The following is a 26,893-nucleotide window of genomic DNA, read 5'->3' on the forward strand; positions in this document are numbered from 1 at the left end:
AATACGACACTTGAGACCTGCAGATGGCAAAAATGGCCCGTCGCGGGCCATTTTCGCCTCCACTGCACGGATTATCAGGCCGGCACAGTTTCTTCTTCTGCCACGCTAGCGGCCTCGACTACCGGTGCGGTGCTCGTATCGGCCGGTGTAAAGTTGCGCAAAAACAAGAAGAACTGGCCCATCATCTGCGTCCACAGTTGCAGATTGATATTCAGGTACTCCGTGCTGACGCCGCCGGCGACCAGCACATCCATCTCCAGCACGACGAAATCACCATGCTGGGCCACGCGGGCGAAGCGCTTGCTGCGGTGCCATTCGGCCAGCAAGCCGGCAGGCAAGTCGCCGCCCTGCACGCGCAGCGGGCAGCTCAGGGTCAGATCCGCGTACTGGCCAGGCGCGGCTTCATTGCCCCACAGCACCTGGAAGCCGATGCCATGGCTGGCGCTGTGCAGGCGCACGACGCCGTCGTGTTCGATGCTGGTCACGGCGCAGCCGGCCGCCTTGATGGCCTCGGCCGTTTGTTCCGCGTTCAGGGTGGTCAGCAAGTTCGTATTCGTGTTTTCCATCGTCATTCCATTCATTTCAAAAAAATTATTGGGGGGCCGGCGCTTCTGTTTGGCGCGCATCAAAGCGGCCCTGGTACAGCTGGTCACCGTACTGCTGCGCGATTTGCTCGAGTTTTACCCGGCTTTGCGCGGCGAACGGCTGGCGCGCCTTCATGACATCGAGCACATTGAGACCCTCATACGCTTGCAGGATTTCCTGCCCGACCGCATACAGCTGGGCATTCTTGCTTTCGCAGCGCGCCAGGGTGCCCCGCTGGGCCGTCACTTCGCCGTCGAGGCGTGCGCGCTCCGCTTCCAGCCGCTTGCCCGTGGCAGTCAATTGCTCGCTGGCCTGGCGGTACTGCGCCAGGCTGGCGGCCGCCTCTTGCGCGGCGGCGGCGCTATGTTGTTGCTGCTCGCCCAGTTTTTCCCGCTGCGCGCGCTCCTGCGCCAGCTGCGACTGGCTGCGCGCCAGCTCCTTTTTCAAGCCCTCGCTGGCGGGTGCGGCGGCAGCGGGCGCCGCCTTGGCGGCAGGCACGCCCTTGGCTTTCAGCAGTTCCAGCTCGCCGCGCGTCTGCTGCAATTGCGCCGTCACGTTACGCAGTTCGGCCCGCAAACGCTCTTCCATGCTTTGCCCCTTTTGCGCTTGCGCCGTGCCGGCGGCCAGTAAGCTCAGCAGCAATAAAGGCAGGCGCATTTTGTTGGATATCAACATCGTGGCTCCTTAAAAACGCGCGTTCAATTCGATTTGCAGGGTGTCGATCGACAGGGCCGAACCGAACACTTCGCGGCTCGACGTCCAGCGGCCGTTCAGCCACGTGTTCTTGTCGAGCGCATAGGCGCCGCCCAGGTAGTAGCCGCGCGCATTCGTGCCGCCCAGGTGGAAGGTGGAATCGTTGTAGGCGTCAGGCAAGGCGTCCGGTTCGATGCGCTTGTAGCCAAGCAGCACGTTCCAGTCGCCACGCGCCGCCGGGCTGGCCTTGCCCAGGGTTGCCTGCAGCATGTAGGCATTGCCGCCGCTCTTGAAATCGGCTTGCGACACGCCGCCCGTGCCGCCGAAATTGTTCATGATGCCGCCCTTGGCGCGCGCCCACATTTCATTCTTGTCGTAGGCCGTGTTGCGCACATAATCGCCTTCGATGCGCAAGTCCGTGCCGCCCGCCACCTTGCTATCCCAGCGCGCATTCAGGTTGGCCAGGCGGAACTTCGACGCCAGGCCCACGAATTGCGGCTGCGGCGTATTGGCCGGGTCCAGCGGGTTCAAGGCGATATTGCGCAACAACATCAAGCTATTGCCCTTTTGCATGCTCGATGGACGCGACCAGTCCGTGCTGCAGCCATCGGCGCCCGCGTACAAGGCGCACGGCTGCGAGTATTCGCCGCTGATGTTGCGGAAGTTGTAGTAGGCCAGCGCGCCGCGCAGTTGGTGGTCGCTATTGATCTTCCACGACGCGCCCACTTGCGCGCCCAGCAGCCACTTGTTTTCGCTCGACATTTTTGCCTGGCTGCGGCTAGGCGCATTGTCGGACGAATACTCGAGCGGAATCAGGCCCAGCGTACCGAAGACGGTGACGTCCTTGTTTGCGCCGACCGGCTGCTGCACCTTGGCGGCGATGCCGTCGAAATTGAGTTCGCTGGAAAACAGTTCGTCGCCAGAGACGAACGGGTTATCAAAGCGGCCCGCCGTCAGTTTCAGCCACGAGGCGGGCTGGTACGACAGCCAGGCCTGGTCCAGCCAGATGTTTTTCTTGCCCAGGCCGCCACCGAGGGTTTGCGTGGTGGACACCGGGCTGTCGTCGTTGCCGCTGGCCAGGCGGATGCCCGCTTGCGTGGTCTCGGAAATATCGGCCAGGATGCCCAGGCGGGCGCGGGCGCGCAGCAAGTGCTTGCGGTCTTCGCGTGTGTTGAGCAACGCCGGCAGGGCCAGGTTGGTGTTCGAGTTAACGTCGTAGCCGCTGCCGCTGTTGAGCGAGCGCCAGTCGATCTCGATATTGCTGTTGGCCATGTCGTAGTAGCGCGATTCGTAGCGCGCGCGCACGTCGCCTTCCAGACGGATGCGCTTGGTCCAGGCCGGCGTTTCATTCGGCGCCGCCCAGCCACCCGCCTTGGCTTCGGCCATGACCTGGCCCTTGATCTCGTCGCGGATCTGCTCGCGCACGGTTTGCGAAATATACGGCACGCGCACGTCGCCCGGCTGTACCTGCGCCAGGGCCGCCGGCGCTGCGGCCGGACGGGCTTGCGCAGCGGCCAGCGCTTCGCTCTGCGCCTGCGCCAGCAGCGCTTCGCCGGCATCCTTGTTCAGGGCGCCGCTCTGGATCAGGCCGCGAATCAGCTTGACCATGGTGCTGTCGGCCGGAGCCGCGGCCTGGGCTTGCACGGCGCCCGCCGCCACGCTCAGGGCCAGGGCTGCCAGCGCCAGCGGAAGACGGCGCAGGCGTTGTGAGGGGGAAAATATGAGGTTCATCGCTTCTTTCGGTAAAAATTAATATGAATTAAGGACGCTATGGGCGGCGGCCCTTGATCGATACGCGGGCCGGGAAACGCAGGGACGCCGGTGGCCGCTCATCGGCGCGGAAGTCGCGCACCATGGCCAGCACTTGCTCATCCGTCTGCGCATTGCCCGTGCCTTGCACAAGGTGGACCTTCGACGTCCGGCCTTCCGTATCGAGCCACAAGTCGACGCGGATATCGCTAAACGCCAGCTGGCGCGTGCGCGGGTCGCGGGCGAACGCCAGTTGCAGCGCGTTGGCCACATAGCGGCCATACGATCCCGCGCCGAGTCCGCCGCCACCGCCGCCGCCCGTCATGCCGCCGCCGCGCCCGGCCTGGATGCCGAAGGCGTCGCTGCCAGCCTGCGCCGCGCCGTCGATGGTGACGGGGTCGCCCTTGTCCGGCGACGGGCTTTCCGGCGCGTCATCCATGGGTTTGTCGGCCGGCGTCGGTTCCGGTTCCGACACTTCCGGCACCACCTTGTCGGGCGTCGGTTCCGGCAATTTTTCCGGTTCCGGCGGCGGCGGTGGCGGCGGTGGCAGCATCAGCATCGGCGGGGCCGCCACTTCGCGCTTGGTGGCGGCCGTGTCCGACAGCAAATACCAGACCAGCGCGACCAGCGCGCCGGCCAGCAGCACGCCGCCGGCCACGCCGCCCCAGCGGCGCCACCACTGCGCCGCGCCCGACGATTCCGGGGCGGCCATCTTCATCATGTCGTCACGCTTCACCTTGCGCTCCTCATGCCGGCTTGCCGGTCACCAGGCCCACCTGGTTCAGGTCGATGCGACGCAGCAAATCGAGCACTTCGACCACTTTCGCGTACTGCACGGCGGCATCGCCGCGCACGATCACGGGGAAGTCGGGCGTGAGCGCCTTTTCCGTGCGCAGGCGCTCTTCCAGCTCGGGCAAGGTGACGGGATAGGCGTCGAGGAAGACCTGGCCTGCGTTATCGATGGTGATGGCCTTGGTCTTCGGTTTTTCCAGCGCCATGGCCGAGCTGGCCTTGGGCAGGTCGACCTTGATGCCGGGAATGCTGGCGTTGCTGGTCAAGATGAAGATCACCAGCACCACCAGCAGCACGTCGACGAAGGGCGTGATGTTGATGCCGCCGCTACGCTTGCGGGGGGTAAACTTGGCGGAGGTGGCCATGGTTATGCGCCCCTCAAGCCTGTTGCAGCACGGGACGCATCTGGCGTCCGTCGCCCTGCTCTTCCGCCAGGCGCGTGGCAAACTCGTCGACGAAGACGGCCATGTCGGCAACGATGGCATCCGAACGCGAGGACAGCCAGTTGTAGCCGAACAGCGCGGGAATGGCCACGCCCAGGCCAGCGGCCGTACACAGCAGCGCGGCAGCCATGCCCGGCGCCACCGAGTTGATGTCCACGGCGCCCGCCATGGCCGCCACGACGAACACCAGCATGATGCCGATCACGGTACCGAACAGGCCGACATACGGCGCGCCTTCGATGGTGGTCGAGAGCCAGATCATGCGCTTGGACATGCGCTCGCTTTCGCGCACCATCACGCCATCCATGGCGGCGCGGATGGCGCCGATGGTCGCGTTCGAGACGGCGTTCAGGTCGTAGCCGCGGTCGTGGCGGCGGCGCATCTCGTCGATGGCCACGTCATACAGGCGCCACAGCGAGGAATCCGTCTTCACGGAAGCGCTCAGCTTGCCGTTGCGCGATAAGTGGTCGAGCGGCGCGCCAGCCGCTTCGTGGAACGACTGCATGAATTGCGCATTGGCGCGCGAGATGGCGCCATAGCTGCGGCCCTTGCCGATCATGATGATCCACGACAAGACCATCATCAGGCCCAGCACGCCGACGACGATCCACGCGTCGAGCGGCATGGCGGCGATGATGAAACCGAAATGGCTTTTACCCGCCTGCTGTTCATCGGCGCCAAACACGGCCAGGCGCGATTCGGAACCTTGCGAGACGGCGTCGGCCAGCAGCAGGGCATCGGGACGGGCCGTGCGCGACAGGCGCAGCTCGTCGATGGCGCCCGTGAAGTTGGCCAGGGTGGCGGCGCCGGCGGCGACCGGCGGCGCATCGGCGCCCACGGAAGCGGCAGTGGCGAAGGCTGGCAAGGCGGTAGCCAGCGACACGGCCGGGCGGCCGCCCACGTACAGGGCCACGTTGTTCTTGTCGGCCTTGACGGCCAGGTGCGACCATTGCGCGGCCTGGATAGGCTGGCCCGGCTTGCTGCGCTGGCCATTGACCTGCACGAAAGGCACGCCCTGGTCCACGCCGATCAGCAATTCATTGGCGCCGTCGCGGCGCGCATACAGCACTTGCTGGGCGCCCAGGCTGTCGGGACGCACCCAGGCGGAAAAGGTGAATGGCGCGCCGGCGGCCAGCGCCAGCGATGGCGAGGCGGGCAGCATCAGCGGCGTGGTGCCCAGGCGGGCGCCGGCGCCGATGACGGAGCCGTCGAGCGCCGGCACGGCCGTCTGCGCATGGTTGCCGTAGGCGGTGCTGTCGCGCGAGGGCACGCCAGGCTCGGTGAAGTGGTACACGAGGCTGTAGTCGGGGTCGAAAGTACGCTGGCCATTGCCGGAAGCGGGCGCTTTCGGATTGCCGTAGTACATCCACAGCTGCTGCGGCGTACCAGCCGTCAGGGCCGGCACGTCGACCCAGATCAGGGCGATGCCCAAGAGCGGGTTGAATTGCTCGATCTGGTGGTTCAGCACGGTTTTATCGTCGCCCGCCACGAAACGCAGGTCGGCGCCGTTGTCGCTGACGCCTTCAAAGTTGAAGTTACCTGAATGCAAGCGCAGCAGCACGGGAATGCGACCGGGATCGCCGCCCACGGCGCCCGCCTTCGGGCCGGCGTCGACGGTGACGGGTTTGCGGTAAGCCCAGTCGGGCTGCCACCAGGCATGCGCCAGGCCGGGAACGAGCGTGCCCAAGATCGTGAGCAGGAAAAAAAGACGTTGCATGACAGTGATTCTCCGAAGAAAAGTCTAAAAAAGTGCGGTGCTGGTGAGCTGGCCCGTCAGTAGCTGGCCGACAGGTTGAAATTGATGCGGCGCACGTGCTTGTGCGTGCGCGGGCCATCGCGCAGCGGATAGGCGAAATCGATGCGGCCATTCAGGTAGCGCAGGAACTGGAAGCTGCTGCCCACGCCCACCGAGGCCAGGCCGAACAGGTCTTTCTGTTCCGGCAGCGGGTCGCGCAGACGCAGGCGCGCGCCATCGGCAAAGGCAAAAAGACGCCAGTTTTCCAGTCGGCTGAAATACGTCAGCTGGGGCGTGCGCCATTCGACGGTGCCCGAGACGCCGTAGTCGCCCGTCGCTTCGGCCGACAGGTAGCCGCGCACGGAATTGGCGCCGCCGGCGGCCATCTGCTCGCCCGACACGAGCGCCGCGTCGGCCAGCTGGCCCGCCAGCTTGCCGTACAGCTGCGCGCCGCTGCCCAGGGTGGTGGTGGCGTTGGCGTCGCCCTTCAGGACGAGGAAGCTGGGCGAGGCCTTGTAGCGCTTGTTGTCGTAGGCGGCGCTGTTGCTGCCATAGCCGAACGCGGCGCGCGTGCCGGCCACCAGCGACAGGCCCAGGCCGTAGGTCGCCGTCTCCGTCTGCGCAAAGCCGTTGTAGGCCACGCTGAGCGGGACGTATTTCAAGGGCACGCTGGAACCGGCGCCATTCAATTGCAACGCTTCCTGGTTATCCTTGAAATCGATGCCGCCGCTAAAGCTGTGCCACCAGATGCCGCTATTGGGCACCGTGTAATTGAGCTTCATGCCCAGCGCGTGCCCCTTGCCCAGCACGCTGGTTCCGCCCGTGCTGGCCACGTTGCTGTTCGACTGGTAGCCGGTCGCTTCCACGCTCCAGCCCTGCGTGCCGATGGGCGCCACGTACGAGGCCGACCACACCTTGGTCTGGTTCAGGTCGCCCGGCGTGCCGAAAAAGCTGATGGTGGCGCTATGCCCCATCTGCCACAGGTTGTCGTGGCCGAGCGAGATGCTGCTGCGCAGCTTCTTGGTATCGGCGCTGTAATCGTTGTTCAAGCCTACGCTGGCGCGCCACGGGCTGCTGTCTTCCACTTTCAGGTCCACGTCCATGGTGCCGGGCAGGCTGCCCTGCTTGACCAAGGGCATCACCTGGCGCTTGGGACCCCGATTCAGGGCCGTCAATTCCACCTGCGCCTGCGTAAAATCGGGCACCTTGCCTTCCGTCAGGGCCGGCACTTGCTGGCGCACGTCGAGCGGCGAGTTGTATTGCGCACCGACCACGCGCAAGCGCCCCACCTTCGTTTCGCTCACCTGCAGCACCACCACGCCCTGCTCCACCTGCTGCTCCGGCAAGTCCACGTAGACGGACTGATAGCCCCTGGCTTGATATGCAGCAACGAGGGCGTCGCGCGCCCCTTCCACGTCCTTCAGGGTGCGGCCCGGCCCCAGGAAGGGCGTGACCGCTTCTTCGATGGCGCGCGCATCGAGCACGGTATTGCCGCGCACCAGGTATTCCTCGATCGTCAGTTGCCGTTCCGGCGCGGCGACGGGCGCGGCCGCCGGCACCGCGTCCTGCGCGCGCGCCATGCCGGGCAGCGCCAGCATGGCCAGGCACAGCATCGTCAAGGCCCTTGCAGGCGCCGCTGGCGGCACGCCCCTGCCCTTGGTTGTCATTTCACGCATCTTCCATTCACCTTAAAATCAAACGGTTGCCCTGTGTTGCGGCGCTGGGCCGGCGTTTTTTTGTTGCTAATGCTGATCTACTGATGCCTAGACAGCCGCCGCGCGCGGCGACTGCCGAATGTCATCAAATGTTCATAAAACTCCGCTCAAGGCTGCAGGCCGCGCCGCTCGTTCGGCGTCAGCGCCTGCAGCTGCGGCGCCGTCAACGGTCCCGCGCCCAGCACCTGCACCACGCCGGCCGGCTGGTAGCTGGACGCCTGCGGCTCGCCGCCCTGGTGCTTGCCGGAATCGGCTTCGTCCGCCTGCTCGTTGCCAAAGCCCAGCACCTTCACCGTGAACAGCGACGGCAGCGCCTGGCGCGTGGCGGCCCGTTCCCGTTGCAGCACGTCTTGCGCCGCCGTGACGGCTTGCGTGGCGGCCGCGCTGGCATTGCTGAGCGCGCCCACGTTCACGGTGGCGATCACGGGCAGACCCGTCGACTTTCCCTGCACCTGCACGTTTTCCGCATTGATCACCTGCAAGGCCGCCAGGTTGACGTTGCCCGAGACGCGGATGCCCGCCTCGCCCGCGTCGATGCTGCCGAGCGGGGCGATCAGGTCGATGTCGCCGGGCGGCACCTCCGGGATCGGGTTCAGGGTGGCGATGCCGGCGCCCGTGGCCGGCGTGCTCGGCGACAGGCTGACGAGGCCGATGCTGTCGTAGGCGCGGCGCTGCGGCGTGTAGACGACGGTGGACTTGGTGCCGCGGCCCGCATTGATGTCGCCCGTGGCCGACCAGGCCAGGATGTTGCCGCCGAACGTGGTGAAGATGCGGCTCTGCCCCAGCAGGATGCTGTCTTTCGCATAGATCTGCACCTCGCCGGCCCCCTGCGTCAGCACGCCCGAGCCTTCGCCCGGCGCATAGCCGCCGTCGACGCCGATCAGCGCCCGTCCGCCCGGCACCGTGATGCCGATATCGCCGCCGACATCCGTGTGGATGCCCGCGTCGTTGACGATCACGTGCGGCACGTTGACCGTCGGACGGCCCGCTTCGGCCCACTCCTGCGGGCTCAGGTAGCGCACGCCCGCGACCGGCCGCTTCGTATAAACGCCGTCATAGTCGTTGACCGTGTACAGCGCGCTGCTGAACATCGTCAGGTCGCCCTTGTAGTCGATCTTCTTGCCCGCCTTGTCCTGCGCAGGGAACAGGGTGGCGATGGCTTCACGGCCGCGCAGATAGCTGCCGCGACGCACGCCGTCCGCATCGTTGTACTCACGCCCGGCCGCTTTCAGCTCGGCAAAGTAGACGTTGCTCAGGTAGACCTGCTGCTGTTCCTTCGGCAGGGCGGCAAAGAAGCTGCGCGCATCGGTGGCCGGGTCGTAGCGGATACCCAGGCCGCTGTCGCCGCCAAAGCGCGTCGTCAGCCAGTTCACCAGGTGCAGCTGGCTCACCAGCGCATATTCGCGCGCCAGGTCGCGCCGCACGCCGCCCGTTTGCTGGCCGGCTTTCTCCAGCTCGGCCTGCTTCGTGCCGAGGAAGGCGGCTGCGCCCGCCTCGTCGCCGCTATAGGCGAACTGGCCGCGCAGCCAGTCGGCCAAAGTCAGCTTGCCGCCGTAGACATACACGGCGCTGCCGGCCTGGTCGGCCAGCGGCTTGCCCGGGTCGGCCAGCTTGGCCGGGTCCAGGTAGCGCGCCGCAAAGGCCGCATAATCGGGACCGTTGCGGCCCACGCCGGCGGCTACGGCAATGCCGGCGCCGAGGCTTTGTTCGCCCGGCTGGGCATTGACGATGCTGCCCAGGCTGCGCAGTTCCGCCTTGTCGGCCATGTACAGGTCGCGCCCGGCGCTCACGTTCAGCTGGCCCGGCCCCGCCACGTAGAAAGTGCTGTAGCGGATGTCGCGCCCGGCGCTGACGACGGAAACGTCATCGGCATGGCGGTGCACGAACAGGTTGCCGCGCGCCGACGAGCTGCCGGAGACGACCGGCTTGTCCGGATAATCGGGCCGGCCGACAAAGCCCTGGCTGGTCCATCCGGCCGCGCCCTCCGGCACGCCCTCGACGCTGCCGAGCGGCGTACCGGAATTGACGATGTCGCGCCCGGCCCGCACGGCCACGGCGCCAGCGCCCTCGTACCACAGGCCCAGCGGGCCCGTTTCGCCCTTCAGCTTTGCCCGGTACACGATGCCGCCCGTGCGCAGGCCGACGATGTCGCCGTTGTTGGCATAGAAATGCGCGGGCGGCTGGCCCACCGGCACGTAGTCCGACACGGTCGGCGCCGTCATGCTGAACAGCGGATAGGTCTGAGCATCCCCCCCTGCGCCATTCCCATTCGAGCCAAACGCTTTCAGCACGGAAGGCGCGAGCGCATTCGTGCCGACGTTATGCAGCGGCAGCAGGCCGAACCAGACCACGTCGAGCGCCCCCACGAAGCCCGGGTTGAACGGACTCGGCAACAGGCGCGGATCGGCGCCCGATGGCGTGATCGGGTAACCGGCCGCATGGATGGAGTCGGCGGCCAGCATTTCCAGCTGGCCCGTGCCCGTCTTGACAAATTGCGGCGCCACCGGCGACGGCGCCAGGATCACGCCGTTTTGCGGCATGTCGACCTTGCCGCCGTCGCCCAGCCGGCCCACACTGGCATTACCGTAGTACAAGCTGCCGCTGGCGGCCACGGCGCGCAGCACGGACGGCATGACATAGCGCCCGTCCGATGCTGCGTGGTTGTTGCCCGTCACCGCATTGACCCAGGCCGACGTCGGCGTCAGGTTGCCGCCCGCACTGAACAGGTCGATGGCGGTGGCCGGCGTCCACAGCGAGAACCAGCTCCAGCCCTCGCCCTTGCGCTCCACGCCCTCGTAATTGAATGGCGAGCCGTTGCCCAGCTGCTTCACGCGGCCCGCATCGGCCGTGCCGCCCAGCACCAGGTCGCCGCGCGCATCGATGCGCACGCCGCTGTCGCCCGGCACCAGGACAGGCCCGCCGCTGGCGATCGCCGTGCCCGCCACATAAGTGTCAAACGGACGCGATTCCTTCGGATCGGCGCGGTCGAAGCGCAGCTCGACGCCGCCCACGGCGCCTGCCTCCATGCGCAGCGCGCCGCGCAGGTTGGTGAAGGTGCTGTTGAGAGTGGGGTACTGGCGCTCGAAGCGCGCATCCGCATTCGGCACGTCGCTGTTGGCATCGAAGCCGCGCACGGCGGCGACAGGATTGAGGCCACCGCCGATGCGGATATCGAGGTCGCCGCCGCCCGTCAGCAGCAGCTTGCCGTCCGGCGTCACCCTGCCCGTGCTGCCCACGGCCACGTTCAAGCCCTGGCTGCGCGGCGCCAGTTCGCCGGCGGGATCGGCGCGCGAGGCCAGCATGCCGGCGTCGCCGCCCGCCTGCAGCAATACGTTGCCGCCGCCCATGGTACCGATGCCCGTAAAACCCGCCAGAACCGGCACGCCCGAGAACAGGTCGCTGCCCTCGGCGCGCGGGACATACGTGCCGAAATTGATCCACCATGCCGTCGGCACGCCCGCGCCCGTGCTGCCGCTGCCCTGGCGCCACAGCCAGCTGCCGATATCGCTGCTGTCCTGCTGCGCGCTCAGCCAGCCAATGGCATCTTCGCGGCGGCTGGTGGCAGTGCCGAGCGTGTCGCCCTTGACGTTGCCTTGGGCGCGCAGCAGCAGGTTGCCGCCATGCTCCGGATACCAGGCGCGGTACAGGCTCTCGCTGCCGCCATCGACGAACTGCGTATACCCCTGCTCCAGCGCACCGAGTAATTTACCTTTGGCGCTGAAGCCCCGCGGCAGGTTGAACAGGTCCTTGCCGCCGATCAGCGGCGAGGCCGACTGCGTGCCCGCCGTATATACGCCGTACAGCGAACGCATGTCGAAATCGCCAGCAGCGAGCAAGTCGAGGTCGCCCGTGCCCGTGCGCAGCACGCTGAACAGGGGTTGGCGCGCCGGCACAATCACGTCCACGTAGTCAGGCGGCGTGCCATCGGCCACCTTGATTACAAAATTGGCATAGTTTTCCAGCATGGCTGCCTCGCCGCCCCAGTCATCAACGTTGACTTCGCCTTCCGGAAAGCCCATCGCGATGGCTTCTTCGCTATAAATATATTTGCCCGGCAAACCCGTGCCCGGCACAACGGTGCGCACCTTGCCCATGCCGTAATGCGTATCGGCCAGCATCAGGTGGGCATCCTTTGCATGCGGGCGCAAGGCGCGCGTATCGGCCGCCGCCGTATCGGCGCCGCCCACCAGGCGCAGCGACCATGCTTGCGAGCCTTGCGCCAGCATCGGCGCCAGCGCCAGGTTGCGGCCCTGGCTGCCGGCGCCATCCTCGGCGCGCAGCGCCACCATGGTCGCGTCACCAGGCAGCTTGACCAGCGTGCCGGCGGGCAAGATGCTGCCCTTGTCGAGCGCCAGCGCCGAAGCGAGCACCACGCCGTTGACGGGATTGACACCATTGTCCGAGTCCATGGGCTTGCCTTCCGGGAAAGGCAGCGCCACATTGGCCGGCCACAGCATGGCCGCCACGCTCGCCGCGCCAGGCAGGCGCAGGCCGGGATCGAGCTGCATGCCGCTCGACAGGGTCAGCGCCTTCGGCAAGACCGTGCCGGCCGCGTACAGCACCTTGCCGTCGGCATCGCGCACGGCGCCGCCCAGCACGCTACCGGCAGGCAGGTTCAGCTCCGCCGTCAAGGTGGCACGCGCCGCCAGCAAGGTGCCGCCGCGCAGCTGCATGGCTTTCATCGGCACGGCGAAATTGACCTGCGTGCCCGAGGTGAAATACGTGCCTTCGGCCAGGGTCACCAGGCCCGCTTGCGGCACGACGACTTCGCCGCCCCACGGCAAGCGGCCTTTGACCAGCTGCCAGCCCTTGTCGTCCGGCGTGACGGGCAGGCTGCTGGTATCGAAACCGTCGGTGACGCTGCCAAAGACGCTGAGCTTGCCGCCGGCGCGCACGACCAGCGCGCCCGCCTCGCCCGAGCCGTACACGCCGCTCAGGCGCGCCAGCGGATTGACGCCGTCGTAGCGGTGGCCGGACAGGTCGATGTCGCCATCGATGTGCAAGTCGCCGCCCGGCGTGGCGCTGACGATCTCGACGCCGGGGCGCACATGGAAAGCGTTGGCATCGCCGCGCAAGCCGCGCAATTTGTTGTTCATCAAGTTGCCGTTGGCCAGCGCATGGGCCATGAAGGCCTGGCTGTCCCCGTGTTTCTCGTCCAGGTAAGCCTGGTTGATGCCCTGGTAGCTGCGGCCGTCCGCATCCTTGCCCGTGCCGGTCGGGGCATCCTTGTATTGCCAGAAGGCGTTGACGTTGATGGTGCGCGCGCCGGCGATGTTCAGCGCGCCAGCCGCATCGATATCGATATCGTCGCCCGTGACGCCGCCCAGGCGGCGCGCGTTCAGGTCGATGCTGCCATAGTTGCCGCCCTTGTCGCCGCTGCGCAGGTCGAAACGCGCGCCGTTTTCCAGCGTCAGGCGGCCGCCAGGCGCGGCCAGTTCGATGACGGCGCGGTTCGGCGCCTCGATCACCTGGCCATAGCTGTCCGTGCGCAGCACCGTGCCATGCGCGTCGAGCACGGCGCCGGACTGGATGGTGACGCCGTCGCGGCCGGCCAGGCGGATGCTGCCCACCTGCTCGCCGCTGGCGTCGATGCGGCCGCTCACCGTCAAGCTGCCGCCGTCGACGGACACGCTCACTTCGCGCGCCTTGACCTCGTCGCCGATGCTCAGATTGCCCTGCTTGAGCTGGAAGCTGCGGCTGCCGACCACCTTGCCCGTGTTCAGGCGCTGGTTGAGGCCGGCGAAATCGCCGATCTGCTGCGCGCGGATCTCCACGCCGCCGGCCGCGAAGGGCACTTGCGTGCCGCCCGCGTCATAGCTGCCGCTGGCGCCGCCCAGCAGGCTGCCGCGCAAGTCGGCCGTGCCCGCCGCGTCGCCCGTGGCGACCACGCTCAGCTTGCCGGCGCGGTTATTCACGGCCGACACGTCGATCACGGAAGCGGCCGCCTGGCGCACGTCGCCCTCGCGGCTGTCGAGGATCACGTCGCCGCCCCAGCTGTACTTGCTGGTGTCGTAGAAATCGATCTTGCGGCCCGCCAGGTCCAGCTTGGCCTTTTCGCCCAGCAATACATCGCGCTCGGCCGACAGGCTCAGCTTTCCGCTTGGCAGCACCACGGACGTATCCACGCTGACGCTGTTGCCGCTGAGCGCCACTTCGGCGCCCAGGGCGCCGGCCAGCGCCGCATTCGTCGGGGCAGCCGCGGCCGCGCCGGCCGGTGCGCTCACCTTGAGGTCGCCGCCCGCCGTGATGCGGTTGACGGAACCGGCCGCGCCCGTCAGCAGCGGCGTGTTGATCAGCACATCGCCACCGCTGTAGCGGTAGCCATTGGTGGCCGTATCCCACGCGCTTTGCGATTGGTAGACGGACAGGCTGCCCTTGTTGTTGGCGGTCAGCTGTTCGCTGGCGTTGAAGGCCACCTGGCCAAAGCCCAGCACCAGGCGGTCCATATTGTGGATGGTGTCGGGACGGCTGTCCGGCGTGAAGCCGAACTCGATGCGCCTGGCGTCGATCTGCAAACGGCCGCTGCCCGTGCCGGGGCCGTTGGCGACGACGGCGCCGGGCGCATTCGTCGCGCCTTGCCACACGAGGGTGTCCGTGTGAATGCGCGCCAGCGCGTCCGTGCCGCCATAGCCGTAGATGGCCGGCGTGTTGAGCACCAGGCGCGACAGCGAGGACTTGCCCGTCGCCGCATCGATGGTCGACAGCTGCGACGAATCGTAGAAATTGAAGGAATTACGCGCCGTCAAACCCAGGCTTTCCAGCGCCGGTGCGCCCGTGCTGGTATCGCCGCGCAGCAGGCGGTCGAGCACGTCCTGGTTCAGCGCCAGGCCGTCCGGCAAAGCGCCACGGGCGCTGGCGTCCGCCAGCGAAGCCGCGCTGCCGATATTGATCGCCCCCATGCCCAGCACCAGGTTGCGCGTGCCGTAGCGCACGTTGTCACGCAGGGTAAACGCGCGCTCCGTCACGGCGGCAACAGTGCCTTCCGAATACAGCGACGTGGTGCCCGTGCAGGCGCCGTCGGCCTTGGCGCAGGTGCCGATGTCGATGATGCCGGGACCGGCCGTACTCGATTGCGGGGGCGCGGCCGGCAGCATGTCGAGCCAGCCGTTCGAGACGGCCAGCACGCTGCCTATCGGCTGGTACACATAGCCGTCGCGTGAATCCCAGGCCGCCTTGCCGCGGCCCAGCGTATTGATGCCGGAACCTTGCTCGAGGAAGATGCCGTCGTCGGTTTTCGTCGTCACCAGGAACACTTCGGCCGCCTTCAGCACGGCGCCCTCGCGCAGCACGATGCCGCCCGCCGATTCGTTGATGGCGGCGATATTGGCGCGCTGATTGGTGCCCGTGGCGAAATCGCTGTAGGTGACGCGCGGCAAGCCGCCGATGCCCAGGCGCTGGGCGCCGAAAGCGTTGATCTGCGAAGCGTGCACGGAGACGCCATCGAAGTCCGCCTGCGCTGCCGTGCCGTCGGCCAGCACTTGATAGCGGGTCGATGCATGGCTGCCCGTGCCCAGCAGCAGCGAGCCGCCAAAGCCGCCCTCGGCCGGCGTGTACAGGGCGCTGCCATCCATCATCAATGGCGTGTGGTTATTTTCGACGCTGTGCAGGGACGGGGCGATCAATTGCACGCGCACGCCCTTGGCGTCGCGTTCCAGCATGGCGCGCGGCACGCCGTCGCGCGTGGCTTGCGCCACGGCAAAGGCGGCATAGCCCGTTTCATTGTATTGCGAGTAGGTACGCAGCACGTCGGCCGGCGTCAGAATGGCCTGGCCCGGCACGGCGTCGCGGATTGTCGTGCCGGCGATGCCCGTCTGCGCCGCCGTCGCGTACGAACCATTGCGCATGGCCACCGTGCCGCCCGCCTCGACGGCGCCGGCCAGACCATTCAGCTCCACGCGGAAAGCGCCCGGCAGCAAGGCGAAATTCGATGGCAGCAGGGTGTAGGTGCCGGCGGCCAGGCCGGGCACGCCCGCGGCTATGGTGATCTGGCGTCCCACGGCCGGCTTGCCTGCACCCTGCTCGGCCGTCAAAGGCGCCACGTCCGGCTGTACGCCGGGAATGATGGCGTACACGGGATTGGTATTCAGGCCGGGCAAGGTAAAACCGCCATTCGGCTTCATCTGCACCAGCGGATTGAGGCGCGCATCGGTGGAGCCGCCCCGTCCGGCCAGGAAGGCCGCGCCCGTCAAGGTGCCGCCGCCCGACAGGTCGAGCACGGCGCCGGCTTGCACGTCGACAGCGGCGCCGACCAAAGCGATCTCGGGGCCGTTGCCCACGCCCTTGAACACGACGTCGTTGCCGTCATACAGGTAACTGAGGCCATCGAGCGTGCCGCCGTACGGCATGGTCAAGCCCTTTGCGCTGACAGAGGTGATACTGCCTGGCAGCAGGTTGACATGGCCCGTATTGGCTTCAAAGCCTTCCGCGCCCAGGGTGATCTGACCCAGCGGCGCACGCAGCACGCCGTGCTGGTTGATGGTGGGAGCAATCAGGCTGAGGCTGCCGAACACGGAAAACGGCTGGTTCGGCGTGGCGCTGCCGGCGCTGCGCTCGATATTCAGGGTGCGCAGCGGATCGAGCGTGACGCGGATATTGCCGTACTCGTCGACCCGGCTGCTCTGGCCAACCGTGACCATGCCGCTGTCGCCCGTGGCCGGATAGATTTGCGCGGCGACCAGCGTGGCGTTACCCGGCTGGTACAGGGCGGCGTTGTTCGACAGGCGCAAGTCGCCGCGGCTGTTCAGGGTCAGCTGTTCGAAGGCATCGCGTTCGACGGCCAGCGGCGTGCCGCCGTTCTGCACGATCTCGCCGCGCGTGCCCATGTTGACCTCGCCCGCGAGGTCAAGCATGCCCGCATCGATCTGCAGCAGCGAGCCGTCGGCCACCAGCGGCACGCCCAGCATGCCGCGCCCCTTGCCCGTGTTTTTCGACCCCTTCACGGCATTCGGGACGAAATAATTATCCTTCTGCGCGCGCGCGGCCGTTCCCAGGCGCACATACGGCGCCGCCAGGTGCACCTGGCTGGCAAGGCTAGGCAATTTGTCCTGGCCGTTCGCATCGGGCTGTGGCGTCTGCGGCGGCTGCTGCGCCAGGCCCAGCGAGGTGGCGCTCAGGCGCAGGCTCTGGCCCAGCGCCAGGTTGACGTCGCCATCCACGCTGAGCATGCCGTTCACATGCATGGACAGGTTATCGAAGCCGCCGGCCTGGACGCGGTCGGCGCCCAGGCGCGCACTGCCGTAGCGCAAAGCCTCATCCTGCTGGCCGGCACGCAAACCGGCCGGCAAGACGCTGTCGCCCTGCACTTGCGCCAGCACGAATTCGCGCGGTACCCGCACCGCATTGCCGACGGTGTCGCCTTCCAGCGTCAGGCGGTTCACCTGGCCGTAATTAGGCGTGTCGAGCGCCATCGCCAGAGTGCCGCCGGCCGCCCCGGCGCCACCGGCCACCGCGCGCATGGTGCCATCGGCAAAGATGCCGTTGTACGAACTGAGCGAAATCAAACCGCCGCTGCCGGCCACGTTGACGGCGCCCTGGTTCGGCAAGTCCAGCGTGGCTTGCGCGCCGCTGGCGTCGAGCAGTGCGCCCGGGCGCACGACGACAAAGGCGTCGGCCGCGTCGACGCTGGCCGCATCGGCCTTGTAGCGGGCGCCGATCTCGATGCTGCCGCCCTTGTCGGCGCGGCCATAGCGCCCGCCGCGCATGTCGGTGGCGACGGTGGCGCGGCCGGCCACGTCGAGCACGGCGTGTTCGCCGACCCAGATCGACGTGGCTTGCCCCTTGCCGTTCGGCACATCGGCATCGCTGCCCGTACCCAACGTGCCGGGCAGCACGGCAATCTTGCCGCCCCAGGCGTCGAGGCGGCCGTCGATGCTGACCTGGCCATTGCTCGTCATGCTGATCTGGCGGCCCGGATCGACCGTGATGGCGGCGCCTTGCGCCACCGCCAGGGCGCCCTTCACGTACGGGCTGCCGGCCGTCAGCGTCAGGTCGGCGCCGGCGCGCTGCGTCAAGCGGCCCTTGCGCCCATCTTCCTGGTACAGCTCTGGCGTCCACGCTTCCAGCGCGGCGCCCGGATCGGTGCCGCCCGCCACCGTGTGGCCGGTGGCGGGATTGAAGCGCAGCACGGGCATTCTCACGTCGATCCGCGCATCATTGACCACCACGACGCCATCGCGGCCCGTGACGGCGTAGTCGGCAAAACCGCTCTGGAACAGGCTGGCGTCCAGCGCCAGCATGGGCTGCACGGCAACGTCGCGCCCCAGCATGGTGCCGCTCGGCAGCAGCACGCCGCGCGGCGCGCGCACGTCGTCGGCGGCGATGCTGCCGGCCGCATACTGCGTCGTGATCGGCACGATGGGCAAGCCATTCGGGAAGGCCGACGCCGAGACCATGAAACCCGTCGTGAGGCCATTGATGGCCGTCACCACGCTGCCGGCGGGAACGATGGAACCGCCCTGGACGTACGCCGTGCCGTTGATGAAGAAGCTCGCGCCCGGCGGCACCAGAACACTGTCGCCCACGACCAGCGGTTTCTGCGTCGACACGTCCGCCGTCACGGGCATGCTCAAGGTCTGGCCCGGCTTGATCAGGCTGATACTCAGCGCGAAATCGAAGGGAATCTTCTCGCCCTTGGCAATCAAAAATTCATCGGCCAGGCGCAGGCCGACGGGGGCGCTGCTTCCCCCGGGCAGCACGTCGCCACCTTGCAGCTTGCCGCCGATGCTGACGGCCGTGCCGCTGTCGATCGTCAGGCGTCCGCCGCCCTTCACGCCATGGCCGCGCAATTCGCCGTCGAGCTTGAGCAAGGCGCCCGTCGGCGTTTTTTCGCGCGGCAAGTCGACGGCCAGGGCGATGTCGCCGCCGCGCCCGCCCTGCAGGCTGCCGTTGCTCATCAGGGCCGCGCCCGACGAGACGTCGATGACGCTGCCGCCGGCCAGCTCGATGCCGCCCGAACTCTTCAATGTGACCTTGCCGCCATTCACGTACGGCAGGCCGGCGACCGCGCCCGGGTCCAGTTCCAGGTTGCTCCACAGGCCACGCGCATCGAGACGCACGCCGGGCGCCACGCGCACGCCTGCCGGACCCGTGGCGCGCCCTTCCGGCGACACGGGACCATCGATCCACACGGCGCCCCCGTTCGCCTGGTAGCGCGAGACCATATTGCCGGCCGCAATGCTGCCGCTGCGCGCGCTCACATTCGCCTTGATCGCCACGCCGGTGGCGTGCAGGGCGATGTCGCCGCCGTCGGCCACGCGCACGTCGGCATTGACGTCCAGCTTGTCGTAGGCGTAGATAGCCAGCGCGCCCAGTTCCAGGCCATTGAGCCAGTCCGCATCGAGCTGCAACGCTTTGCTGCGCGCGGCCGGCAAGGCTTCGCTCAGCAGCTGGCCATCGGCGACGGGCGCCACCTTGCCGATTTCAACCGTGCCCAGCACGGCTTGCGGGCTGTCGCGCAACTGGCCCGCCTTGGGATCGAAGACGGGCGTCATTTTGCCGACGATCAATTGACCGGCGCGCGCGGTCGCCGTCTGCGCCTGCTTGTAGCTATCGACGCCATCGTCGCGCTTGCGCTGCTGGCGTTCGCCCTGGAACACGCTCGTGTCGACATCGCCTTCGAGCACGGCCGCGCCCGTGGAAACGATCAGGCGGCCCGCGTCGCGGCCCACCGTGTAGCCGTTTTCCAAGCGTTCGCGCGGGGCGATCAGGGCATTGGCAAACGTTTCCGTCGTGTTCGCGCCCCAGCGCGCATGCGTGCTTTCATGGCCGCGGTACAAGCCCGTGTACAGATTGTCGCCGGGCGCGGTGCTCAGCTTGACCATCGCGCCGTCCGCCCCTTTCAGCCACGTCTGCTTGACCAGGCCCGTCTGCACGTCCAGCGAACCGCCGGCGATGTTGATGCGCGAGCCGGCCTGCGTCACCACTTCACCACCGCCAAAACCGACGGTACCGCCCTGGGTCGCCCATTCACCGATGCCGTGGCCGCTGGTATTGAGGTAGCCGCTCACTTCGAGCAAGCCGCCCGCCGTGTACCAGCGGTCCGTGGCGTAGCCATTCGTGCCGGCCGGCACCAGTACCAGGTCGCGGCGGTCGACCCACACGTCGCTATTGTTCAGGTATTTGGCGTCGCGGCTGCCGGGCGCGTCGCGCTGCTCGTTGCCCTGCACGTTGACCAGCACATTGTTGCTGCTCATGTCGATCTTCACGCCGACGGCGCCGGAGACGTCGATGGCCGCGCCGCGCGCCACATGGCTGCGGCGCGCCGCATCGACCAGCACCTGGCCGCCTGTGGCCAGGGTCAGCGAATCGCCCTCGAACTCGATGTTGCCGGCGGAAACGATGCGCACCAGCGACTGGTCGCGCCGGTCCTGCGGCGTGTCCGTGCCCTTGCCCGTGTCTTTCAGCAAGGTATCGCGCTGCACGTCGAGCGCCGTGGCGCCGTTGTCGTCGATGACGATGGCGCTGACGCTGCCGCGCGCCAGGGTCACGCCGGCATTCTCGCCCGCCGCCGCCAGGTGGATCGTGCCGCGGCCATTGACGGTCGTGCTCGACAACAGCACGCCATCCTGGCGCACGCTGTTGCCGCTGAGCGTGATGTCGCCCGTCGCCGCCTGGATCAAGCCGTTGTTGACGACGCTGCCGGCGCTGCTGCCGGCTGTGCGCAGCATCTCGACTTCATTGCCGCGCGTGCTCGAATACTGGTTCTTGTCCGTGCCCATGCCCTGGCGCACGGCGACGGCGTCGCCGGCCGCCAGGGTGGTCTGGCCGTTCGGCGTGGTGATGGCGCCCGCATTCTCGACGGCGCGGCCGGCCAGCAGCACGTAGCCGCCGCCTTCCGTCACCGTCTGCGGCTTGCGCGTGTCGATGCGCGCGCCGGCGGCAACGACGACGTCCGCCTCGGCCGCAGCATGCGTAAAGGTATTCTGGCCCAGCAACAAATCATTCGCGAAGGTGGGCACGGCGCCCGTGCCTTGGGCCTTGCCATACAGGCCGCTCTTGAACTGGCTGTCGCTCATGCCCATGGCGGCCGCAGCCAGGTTGCGCGTATCGACCTGGCTGCTGCCCGTAAACACGATGCCGTTGCGGTTGACGATCATCACCGTGCCGTCGGCCTTGATCTGGCCCTGGATCTGGCTGGGGCGCGCCAGCGGATCGTTGACGCGGTTCAACACGGACCAGTGCGATTTCTGGTCGAACTGCAAGGTGGTGTTCTTGCCGACGTTAAAACTTTCCCAGTTCAGGATTGCCTTGTCATCCGTCTGCGCGACCTTCACGACGGTCTTGCCATCGGCCTGGGTTTGCACGGGCGCCTGGGCGTTGAGCCAGCCCGCCGTCAGGCTGTTGCTGTCGACCTGCAAGCCTCCCTTGACGAGGCCATCAGGCGCGCCGCCGGCCGCCAGCGCCGCCTGGCGCGCGGCCGCCTGCACCGCCTGTTCGGCGGCGATGCCGCGCGCGGCCAGCAACAGGTTGTTCAGCGATTGCTGTAACTTGCCTTCCGCTTTTTGCTGCTGCAGCAAAGGATTGTTCAGCGACGTGGCCGGCTGGCCGTTCGGCAAGCGTCCCGTGGCGGCGGCCGTACCCTGCTGCGCGCCCTTGCCCGCGAACCAGGCGCCGCTGAACGGTTGCTGCGCCTGCGTGCCGCCTGCCTGCAGCAGCATGGCGATGGCCAGCGCCAGCGGTTTCAAGCGCACCGGACGCCCGTTGTGGCTGCCCGCCATGGCGGAGGAGGATGCGTGTTTCGTGACCGACTTGCTTCGCTGCATGGCGACATTCCCTTTTCATGTTCCGTTGCTGACCGATATCGCGAGGCGGCGCGCGGCACGCACGGGGCGGGCGGCAGGCACTGATTCGCGGCTTCCAGCAGCATTGACAGGGAACAAGGTCCGGGACTGCAAAAGGTCATGAAAATGTCATAATTGGCTGATCGCCTCGGCGCGCCAAGGCGGGACTCAGCCGAACAGCACAATGCCGCCCGGCAAACGCGTCACGCGCGCGCCATACGCGTCCTGGATCAGGGCGATCACGTCATCGAGGCGGTCGAGCGAAAAGCTCGCTTGCACGCGTGCGTGTTTCAAGGCGTCGCCATTGAGGATCAGCTTGCCGGGACGGTAGCGGTTCACTTCATCCACCACCTCGGCCAGCGTGCTTTGCTTGAAGACCAACAGGCGCTGGCGCCACGCGCTGACGTCGCTTTTTGCCACTGCGCGGGCGATGCCGAAATGCTCGGGCCGGTAGCGCAGCTGCTGGCCGGCCGCCAGTTCCGCATCGTTGCCGGCCTGCGCCACGCGCAAGCGGCCCGCCAGGCACGTCACGCACACTTCCTGGCCAAACAGGCGGATATTGAAGCGCGCGCTGCCGGCCGACACCGTGCCGTCGCCCGCCTGCACGCGCACGCTCGCCGCACCGCGCAAGCCGGCCTGGAATTCAGCTTCACCGGCCAGCAGCACCAGCGACGCGGCGCCGTCCTGCACGGGCGCCGCGTCGAGCCGCGTCTGGGTATTCATCTGCACCAGCACGCCGCCATCGAGCGCCACTTCACGCTGCTCGCCCGTGCCCGTGGCGTAGTCGGCGGCAAGACCGGCCACGGCCGGCCACAGGTCCGTGGGCGGGCGCAGCACCAGCAAGCCCAGCGAGGCGGCGACGGCGCCGCCGAGCCAGGCGCGCCGCGCCACGTTGACAGGCGCCTGCGCCCGCTTGACGGCGAGCGCGGCCGGCGCCATGGCGCCCCACACGGCGCGCGCCTCGGCAAAGGCCGTCGCATGCTTGCGGCTACGCGCGCACCAGTGACGGAACACTTGCGCGTCGCGCTCGCTGACCTGGCCCGAGGCCAGGCGCACGACCCACGCCTGCGCTTCCTTCTGGATGACACCCATGTCGTCTTCCGTTTGTTCAATCATGATGTTTAGACGTTTTTCCCGCGCCGGGACCGAAGCGCTGGATGAAATCGCGTCCCATGCGCTCACAACAATGTTCGAGTCCCGCGCGTAATTCCTTCTCGACCGTGCGGGCGGAAATGCCGAAGCGCTCGGCGATGTCGCGGTGCGGCAACTGGTCGACGCGGGCGGCGATGACGATGGCGCGCCGGCGTTTCGGCAACTCCTGCAAGGCCCGTTCCAGTTCCTCGAGCTCGGCGCGCGCGCTGAAGGTACGGGCCGGGTCGGCCAACTCGTCGGCCATCTCGTACAGATCGTCGATATCGGGCAGGCTGAGCAGGCGCGCATTGTCGCGGCGTTGATCTTCCGCAATGTTGATGGCGATGCGCATCAGATACGCGGACGGATAGCTGATCGCTTCGGGCGCGGTCATCCGTTCCACCCGCAAATACGTTTCATGCAGCGCGTCATTGGCCAGGTCTTCCGAACCGAGGCGGCGCTGCAGGTGGCGGCGAAACTGTCCGTAGCGTTCCAGGAACAGCTTGCGCAAGGTGGCTTTGAGCAAATCCGACATGGTCAGGGCGCACCAGGCAAGAGGTAGGGCGCGCAATCGGCATCGGGATCGGGCCGCGGCGTCAGTAAAATCGTCAGCGGCTGCGGCAAGCCGGCCGGCGGCGCGCCATCGATCAGCAGGCTGCGCAGGCGCTGCAGCACGGCGCGGTCGCGCTGTTCCATGCCGCTCGGTTCGAGCACGTGCACGTCGCGCACCTTGCCCCGCTCGTCGAGCCACAGCTGGAAAGCCAGGCGGTAGCGGCCGAAAGCGTCCGGATGCAAGCGGCACAGGGCGCGCGTGAGCGAACGCTGCAGGACGGCCGCATAGCCTTGCAATGGTGCGGCGGCGGGCGCAGCTTCGGCCGGCACGGGCGGCGGCGCCACAGGTGCGTCGGCCAGCGCCAGCAAGGTGAAGGCATTGCTGCCACTGAAACGCGCACCCAGCTGGGTTCCGACCAGCAAACGCTGCAGCGCTTCGGTCGGCGTGTAGTCGCCGCGCACGGGCGAGGCCACTCTGCCGGCCGCCAGCTGACTGCTGACGAGCACGGAATACCCGGTCACTTCGCCAAACGCCACCAGGGCCGCGTCAAGCGGCTGGGCGGGCAAATCGAAACGCAAGGTCGCGTGTGTGCTGGCGTCAGCCCCGTCCGCACTGGCAGCCGGCCGCACGAATGTCATCAATGTCATGAATGTCATCAGCAAGCAGGCGGACAGGGCATTGCCCGTTGCGGCGCGGCGGTGGGTTAGTATCATTTTCCAGGGAAAATCAACGAGAAAGCCTGCTTATGAAGTGTCTTGACTGCAATGTTGTCTGCAGAATGGCAAGATGGTAGCTTCATAAAATGACAACTGCATGACATGGCGCCAGCCCGCATTCCGGCCCGTGTCATCGCCGCGACACATGACCTTGCTATGCTGGACGCTGATTCCACCGCTCCGGGAGCCGCCATGGCACGCCTGTTATCACTGTTGCTGTTGATCTGCGCCGCCCTGCCCGCGCAGGCGGACGAGCACACCGTCGTCGTGCAAGCCCCCGCCCCGCAGAAGGGCTGCGTCGAGGTGGAAGTCCATGGCCAGCGCGCGCAATCGATGTCTTGTTTGACTGAAAAATTATTGCCGAATGACAACACCGTGAACCGTCAGCCGCCCGCCCTGTCCGGCGCGGAAGCCGTCATGCAGCGCCCGTCGAACCAGCTGGGCCTGTACAACCGCGCCGCCCTCGAACACCGCATGGGCAATGCCTTCGGCAAGTCCGTCATGCCGCAGCGTCCGCCTGCTCCACCGCCCGCCAGCCCGCTGCTGCCGCCGCGTTGACGTTGTTGTCAACGCACAGTCCATTTGCGCTGTCAAGATTGCGCAATCGCGCCGATTGCGTATCATTCCAGGCTTGATCGCTCTGGAAACAACCATGCTGCCCACTATCGAACAACGCCTTGCCCTTGAACTTGCCGCCAAACCGGTGCAGGTTGCCGCCGCCATCGAACTGCTCGACGAAGGCGCCACCGTGCCCTTCATCGCCCGTTACCGCAAGGAAGCGACCGGCGGCCTCGACGATATCCAGCTGCGCCTGCTGGAAGAGCGCTTGCGCTACCTGCGCGAGCTGGAAGAGCGGCGCGCCGCCATTGTGGCCTCGATCACGGAACAGAACAAGATGACGCCCGAGCTGCTCGACGCCGTCATGCACGCGGAAGACAAGACGCGCCTGGAAGACTTGTATCTGCCATACAAGCAAAAGCGCCGCACGAAGGCGCAGATCGCCATCGAAGCGGGCTTGATGCCGCTGGCCGACGGCTTGCTGGAAAACCCGGAGCTGACGCCGGAAACGGAAGCGGGCAAATTCCTGCGCGACGCGTTTACTAGTGCCGACGGGAATAATCCGGGCGTGGCGGACACCAAGGCGGCCCTCGACGGCGCGCGCCAGATTTTGATGGAGCGTTTCGCCGAAGACGCCACCTTGCTGCAAACCCTGCGCGAGTACGTGCAGGAACATGGCATCGTCGAATCGAAAGTGGTGGAAGGCAAGCAGGACGAAGGCGAAAAATTCGCCGATTACTTCGATTACTCGGAAACCATCTCGACCGTCCCTTCGCACCGCGCGCTGGCGCTGCTGCGCGGCCGCCGCGAAGGCATCCTCGACGTCACCCTGCGCCTGGATACGGAAGCGGAAAAACCGAAATGGGATGCGCCGCACAACCCGTGCGAAGGCCGCATCGCCGCCCGTTTCGGCATCAAGCAACAAGGCCGCCCGGCCGACAAATGGCTGGCGGACACGGCGCGCTGGACCTGGCGCGTGAAAAGCTTCATGCACCTGGAAACGGAACTGATGGGCGCGCTGCGCGAACGCTCGGAACTCGATGCGATCAATGTGTTTGCCACCAATCTGAAAGCGCTGCTGCTGGCAGCGCCAGCCGGCCAGCGCGCCACCATGGGCCTCGATCCTGGCCTGCGCACGGGGGTCAAGGTCGCCGTCGTCGATGCCACCGGTAAAGTCGTCGACACGGCCGTGATCTACCCGCACCAGCCGAAGAATGACTGGGACGGCTCGCTGCATACCTTGGGCCGCCTGGCCGCCAAGCACAATGTGTCGCTCATTTCCATCGGCAACGGCACGGCCTCGCGCGAGACGGACAAGTTGGCGCAGGACTTGATCAAGCAGCATCCGGAAGCGAAGATGACGAAGATCGTCGTCTCGGAAGCGGGCGCGTCGGTGTACTCGGCGTCCGAATTCGCCTCGAAAGAATTGCCGGACATGGATGTGTCCCTGCGCGGCGCCGTTTCGATCGCGCGCCGCCTGCAAGACCCGCTGGCCGAACTGGTGAAAATCGACCCGAAATCGATCGGCGTGGGCCAGTACCAGCATGACGTGAGCCAAAGCCAGCTGGCGCGCTCGCTCGATGCAGTGGTGGAAGATTGCGTGAACGCCGTCGGCGTGGACGTCAATACGGCGTCGGCGCCGCTGCTGGCGCGCGTGTCCGGCCTGTCGGCCAGCGTGGCGCAAAGCATCGTCACCTACCGCGACATGAAAGGCGCGTTCACTTCGCGCGCCGCGTTGAAGGCCGTACCGCGCCTGGGCGACAAGACCTACGAACAGGCGGCGGGCTTCCTGCGCGTGATGGGCGGAGAGAACCCGCTCGACGCCTCGGCCGTCCACCCGGAATCGTACCCGCTGGTGGAAAAGATCCTGGCCGATATCAAGAAAGACATCAAGGCCGTCATCGGCGAAACCGCCCTGCTGAAAACCTTGAGCCCGGCAAAATATGCGGATGAAACCTTTGGCGTGCCGACCATTTCCGATATTCTGAAGGAACTGGAAAAGCCGGGCCGCGACCCGCGTCCGGAATTCACCACCGCCACCTTCAAGGAAGGCGTGGAAGAAATCCGCGACTTGCGCCCGGACATGATTCTCGAAGGCGTGGTCACCAACGTGGCCGCCTTTGGCGCTTTCGTCGACATCGGCGTGCACCAGGATGGCCTCGTGCACATTTCCGCCCTGTCGAACACGTTCGTCAAGGATCCGCACACGGTGGTGAAGGCTGGCCAGGTCGTGCGCGTCAAGGTGCTGGAAGTCGATGAAAAGCGCAAGCGCATCGCGCTGACCATGCGTCTGACGGACAGCGCGCCGCAAGCGGGCAGCAAGCCCGAGCAACGTGGCGACCGCAACGACCGCCGCAGCATGGCGCAGCACCAGTCGCAATCGCGCAACGCGCCCGAGCCGGCCGGCAGCATGGCCGCCGCGTTCGCCAAGCTGCGCGGCTAAGT

13 protein-coding genes are annotated in these 26,893 nt (G+C 67.0%); 2 read left to right on the top strand and 11 right to left on the bottom strand.

The features are described from left to right. Positions 1-74 precede the first annotated feature (74 nt). The 11 genes from GYK42_RS18010 to GYK42_RS18060 all read right to left on the bottom strand — a co-directional run bounded on the left by GYK42_RS18010 (position 75) and on the right by GYK42_RS18060 (position 23,821). Positions 75-566 carry a YbjN domain-containing protein gene (locus GYK42_RS18010; protein WP_052755691.1) on the bottom strand — a complete coding sequence of 164 codons (492 nt, stop codon included), beginning with the start codon at positions 564-566 and terminating at the stop codon, positions 75-77. Between the two features lie 25 nt (positions 567-591). Next, positions 592-1,260 (bottom strand): hypothetical protein, encoded by a 669-nt coding sequence (locus GYK42_RS18015; protein WP_166448599.1) that lies wholly within the window; start codon positions 1,258-1,260, stop codon positions 592-594. A gap of 9 nt (positions 1,261-1,269) precedes the next feature. Next, positions 1,270-3,009, bottom strand: coding sequence for a putative porin (locus GYK42_RS18020; protein ID WP_166448600.1), 1,740 nt, complete (start codon positions 3,007-3,009; stop codon positions 1,270-1,272). Between the two features lie 37 nt (positions 3,010-3,046). After that, on the bottom strand, positions 3,047-3,763 hold the full coding sequence (locus GYK42_RS18025; RefSeq protein ID WP_346768112.1) for a hypothetical protein: 717 nt from the start codon (positions 3,761-3,763) through the stop codon (positions 3,047-3,049). A 10-nt stretch (positions 3,764-3,773) separates the two neighbouring features. Beyond that, positions 3,774-4,184: an ExbD/TolR family protein gene (locus tag GYK42_RS18030; RefSeq protein ID WP_034753784.1), complete on the bottom strand. Its 411-nt coding sequence runs from the start codon at positions 4,182-4,184 to the stop codon at positions 3,774-3,776. Positions 4,185-4,197: 13 nt separating this feature from the next. Then, complete coding sequence (locus tag GYK42_RS18035; RefSeq protein WP_166448601.1) at positions 4,198-5,979, bottom strand: DUF2341 domain-containing protein; 1,782 nt, start codon at positions 5,977-5,979, stop codon at positions 4,198-4,200. A gap of 56 nt (positions 5,980-6,035) precedes the next feature. Further along, a complete protein-coding gene (locus tag GYK42_RS18040; protein WP_166448602.1) occupies positions 6,036-7,673 on the bottom strand; it encodes a ShlB/FhaC/HecB family hemolysin secretion/activation protein in 1,638 nt (545 codons plus the stop codon). Positions 7,674-7,819: 146 nt separating this feature from the next. Continuing rightward, positions 7,820-21,472, bottom strand: coding sequence for a filamentous haemagglutinin family protein (locus GYK42_RS18045; RefSeq protein WP_166448603.1), 13,653 nt, complete (start codon positions 21,470-21,472; stop codon positions 7,820-7,822). A 186-nt stretch (positions 21,473-21,658) separates the two neighbouring features. Further along, on the bottom strand, positions 21,659-22,606 hold the full coding sequence (locus GYK42_RS18050) for a FecR family protein (protein ID WP_166448604.1): 948 nt from the start codon (positions 22,604-22,606) through the stop codon (positions 21,659-21,661). Then, positions 22,599-23,156: an RNA polymerase sigma factor gene (locus GYK42_RS18055; protein WP_034753775.1), complete on the bottom strand. Its 558-nt coding sequence runs from the start codon at positions 23,154-23,156 to the stop codon at positions 22,599-22,601. The genes GYK42_RS18050 and GYK42_RS18055 overlap by 8 nt, the downstream gene beginning before the upstream one ends. A gap of 2 nt (positions 23,157-23,158) precedes the next feature. Beyond that, positions 23,159-23,821, bottom strand: coding sequence for a secretin and TonB N-terminal domain-containing protein (locus GYK42_RS18060; RefSeq protein WP_166448605.1), 663 nt, complete (start codon positions 23,819-23,821; stop codon positions 23,159-23,161). Positions 23,822-24,082: 261 nt separating this feature from the next. Here GYK42_RS18060 and GYK42_RS18065 point away from each other — a divergent pair, with 261 nt between their 5' ends. Then, complete coding sequence (locus tag GYK42_RS18065) at positions 24,083-24,448, top strand: hypothetical protein (RefSeq protein WP_166448606.1); 366 nt, start codon at positions 24,083-24,085, stop codon at positions 24,446-24,448. Positions 24,449-24,542: 94 nt separating this feature from the next. Next, on the top strand, positions 24,543-26,891 hold the full coding sequence (locus tag GYK42_RS18070) for a Tex family protein (RefSeq protein WP_086137451.1): 2,349 nt from the start codon (positions 24,543-24,545) through the stop codon (positions 26,889-26,891). Positions 26,892-26,893 lie beyond the last annotated feature (2 nt).

It is taken from the genome of Janthinobacterium lividum (genome assembly GCF_011601275.1).
In the GTDB taxonomy this organism is placed as follows: Bacteria; Pseudomonadota; Gammaproteobacteria; order Burkholderiales; family Burkholderiaceae_D; genus Janthinobacterium; species Janthinobacterium lividum_E.

Coding starts and splice junctions, on each gene's coding strand:
- GYK42_RS18010 (WP_052755691.1), bottom strand. CDS start 566: ATGGAAAACACGAATACGAACTTGCTGACCACCCTGAACGCGGAACAA.
- GYK42_RS18015 (WP_166448599.1), bottom strand. CDS start 1,260: ATGTTGATATCCAACAAAATGCGCCTGCCTTTATTGCTGCTGAGCTTA.
- GYK42_RS18020 (WP_166448600.1), bottom strand. CDS start 3,009: ATGAACCTCATATTTTCCCCCTCACAACGCCTGCGCCGTCTTCCGCTG.
- GYK42_RS18030 (WP_034753784.1), bottom strand. CDS start 4,184: ATGGCCACCTCCGCCAAGTTTACCCCCCGCAAGCGTAGCGGCGGCATC.
- GYK42_RS18035 (WP_166448601.1), bottom strand. CDS start 5,979: ATGCAACGTCTTTTTTTCCTGCTCACGATCTTGGGCACGCTCGTTCCC.
- GYK42_RS18040 (WP_166448602.1), bottom strand. CDS start 7,673: ATGCGTGAAATGACAACCAAGGGCAGGGGCGTGCCGCCAGCGGCGCCT.
- GYK42_RS18045 (WP_166448603.1), bottom strand. CDS start 21,472: ATGCAGCGAAGCAAGTCGGTCACGAAACACGCATCCTCCTCCGCCATG.
- GYK42_RS18050 (WP_166448604.1), bottom strand. CDS start 22,606: ATGATTGAACAAACGGAAGACGACATGGGTGTCATCCAGAAGGAAGCG.
- GYK42_RS18055 (WP_034753775.1), bottom strand. CDS start 23,156: ATGTCGGATTTGCTCAAAGCCACCTTGCGCAAGCTGTTCCTGGAACGC.
- GYK42_RS18060 (WP_166448605.1), bottom strand. CDS start 23,821: ATGACATTGATGACATTCGTGCGGCCGGCTGCCAGTGCGGACGGGGCT.
- GYK42_RS18065 (WP_166448606.1), top strand. CDS start 24,083: ATGGCACGCCTGTTATCACTGTTGCTGTTGATCTGCGCCGCCCTGCCC.
- GYK42_RS18070 (WP_086137451.1), top strand. CDS start 24,543: ATGCTGCCCACTATCGAACAACGCCTTGCCCTTGAACTTGCCGCCAAA.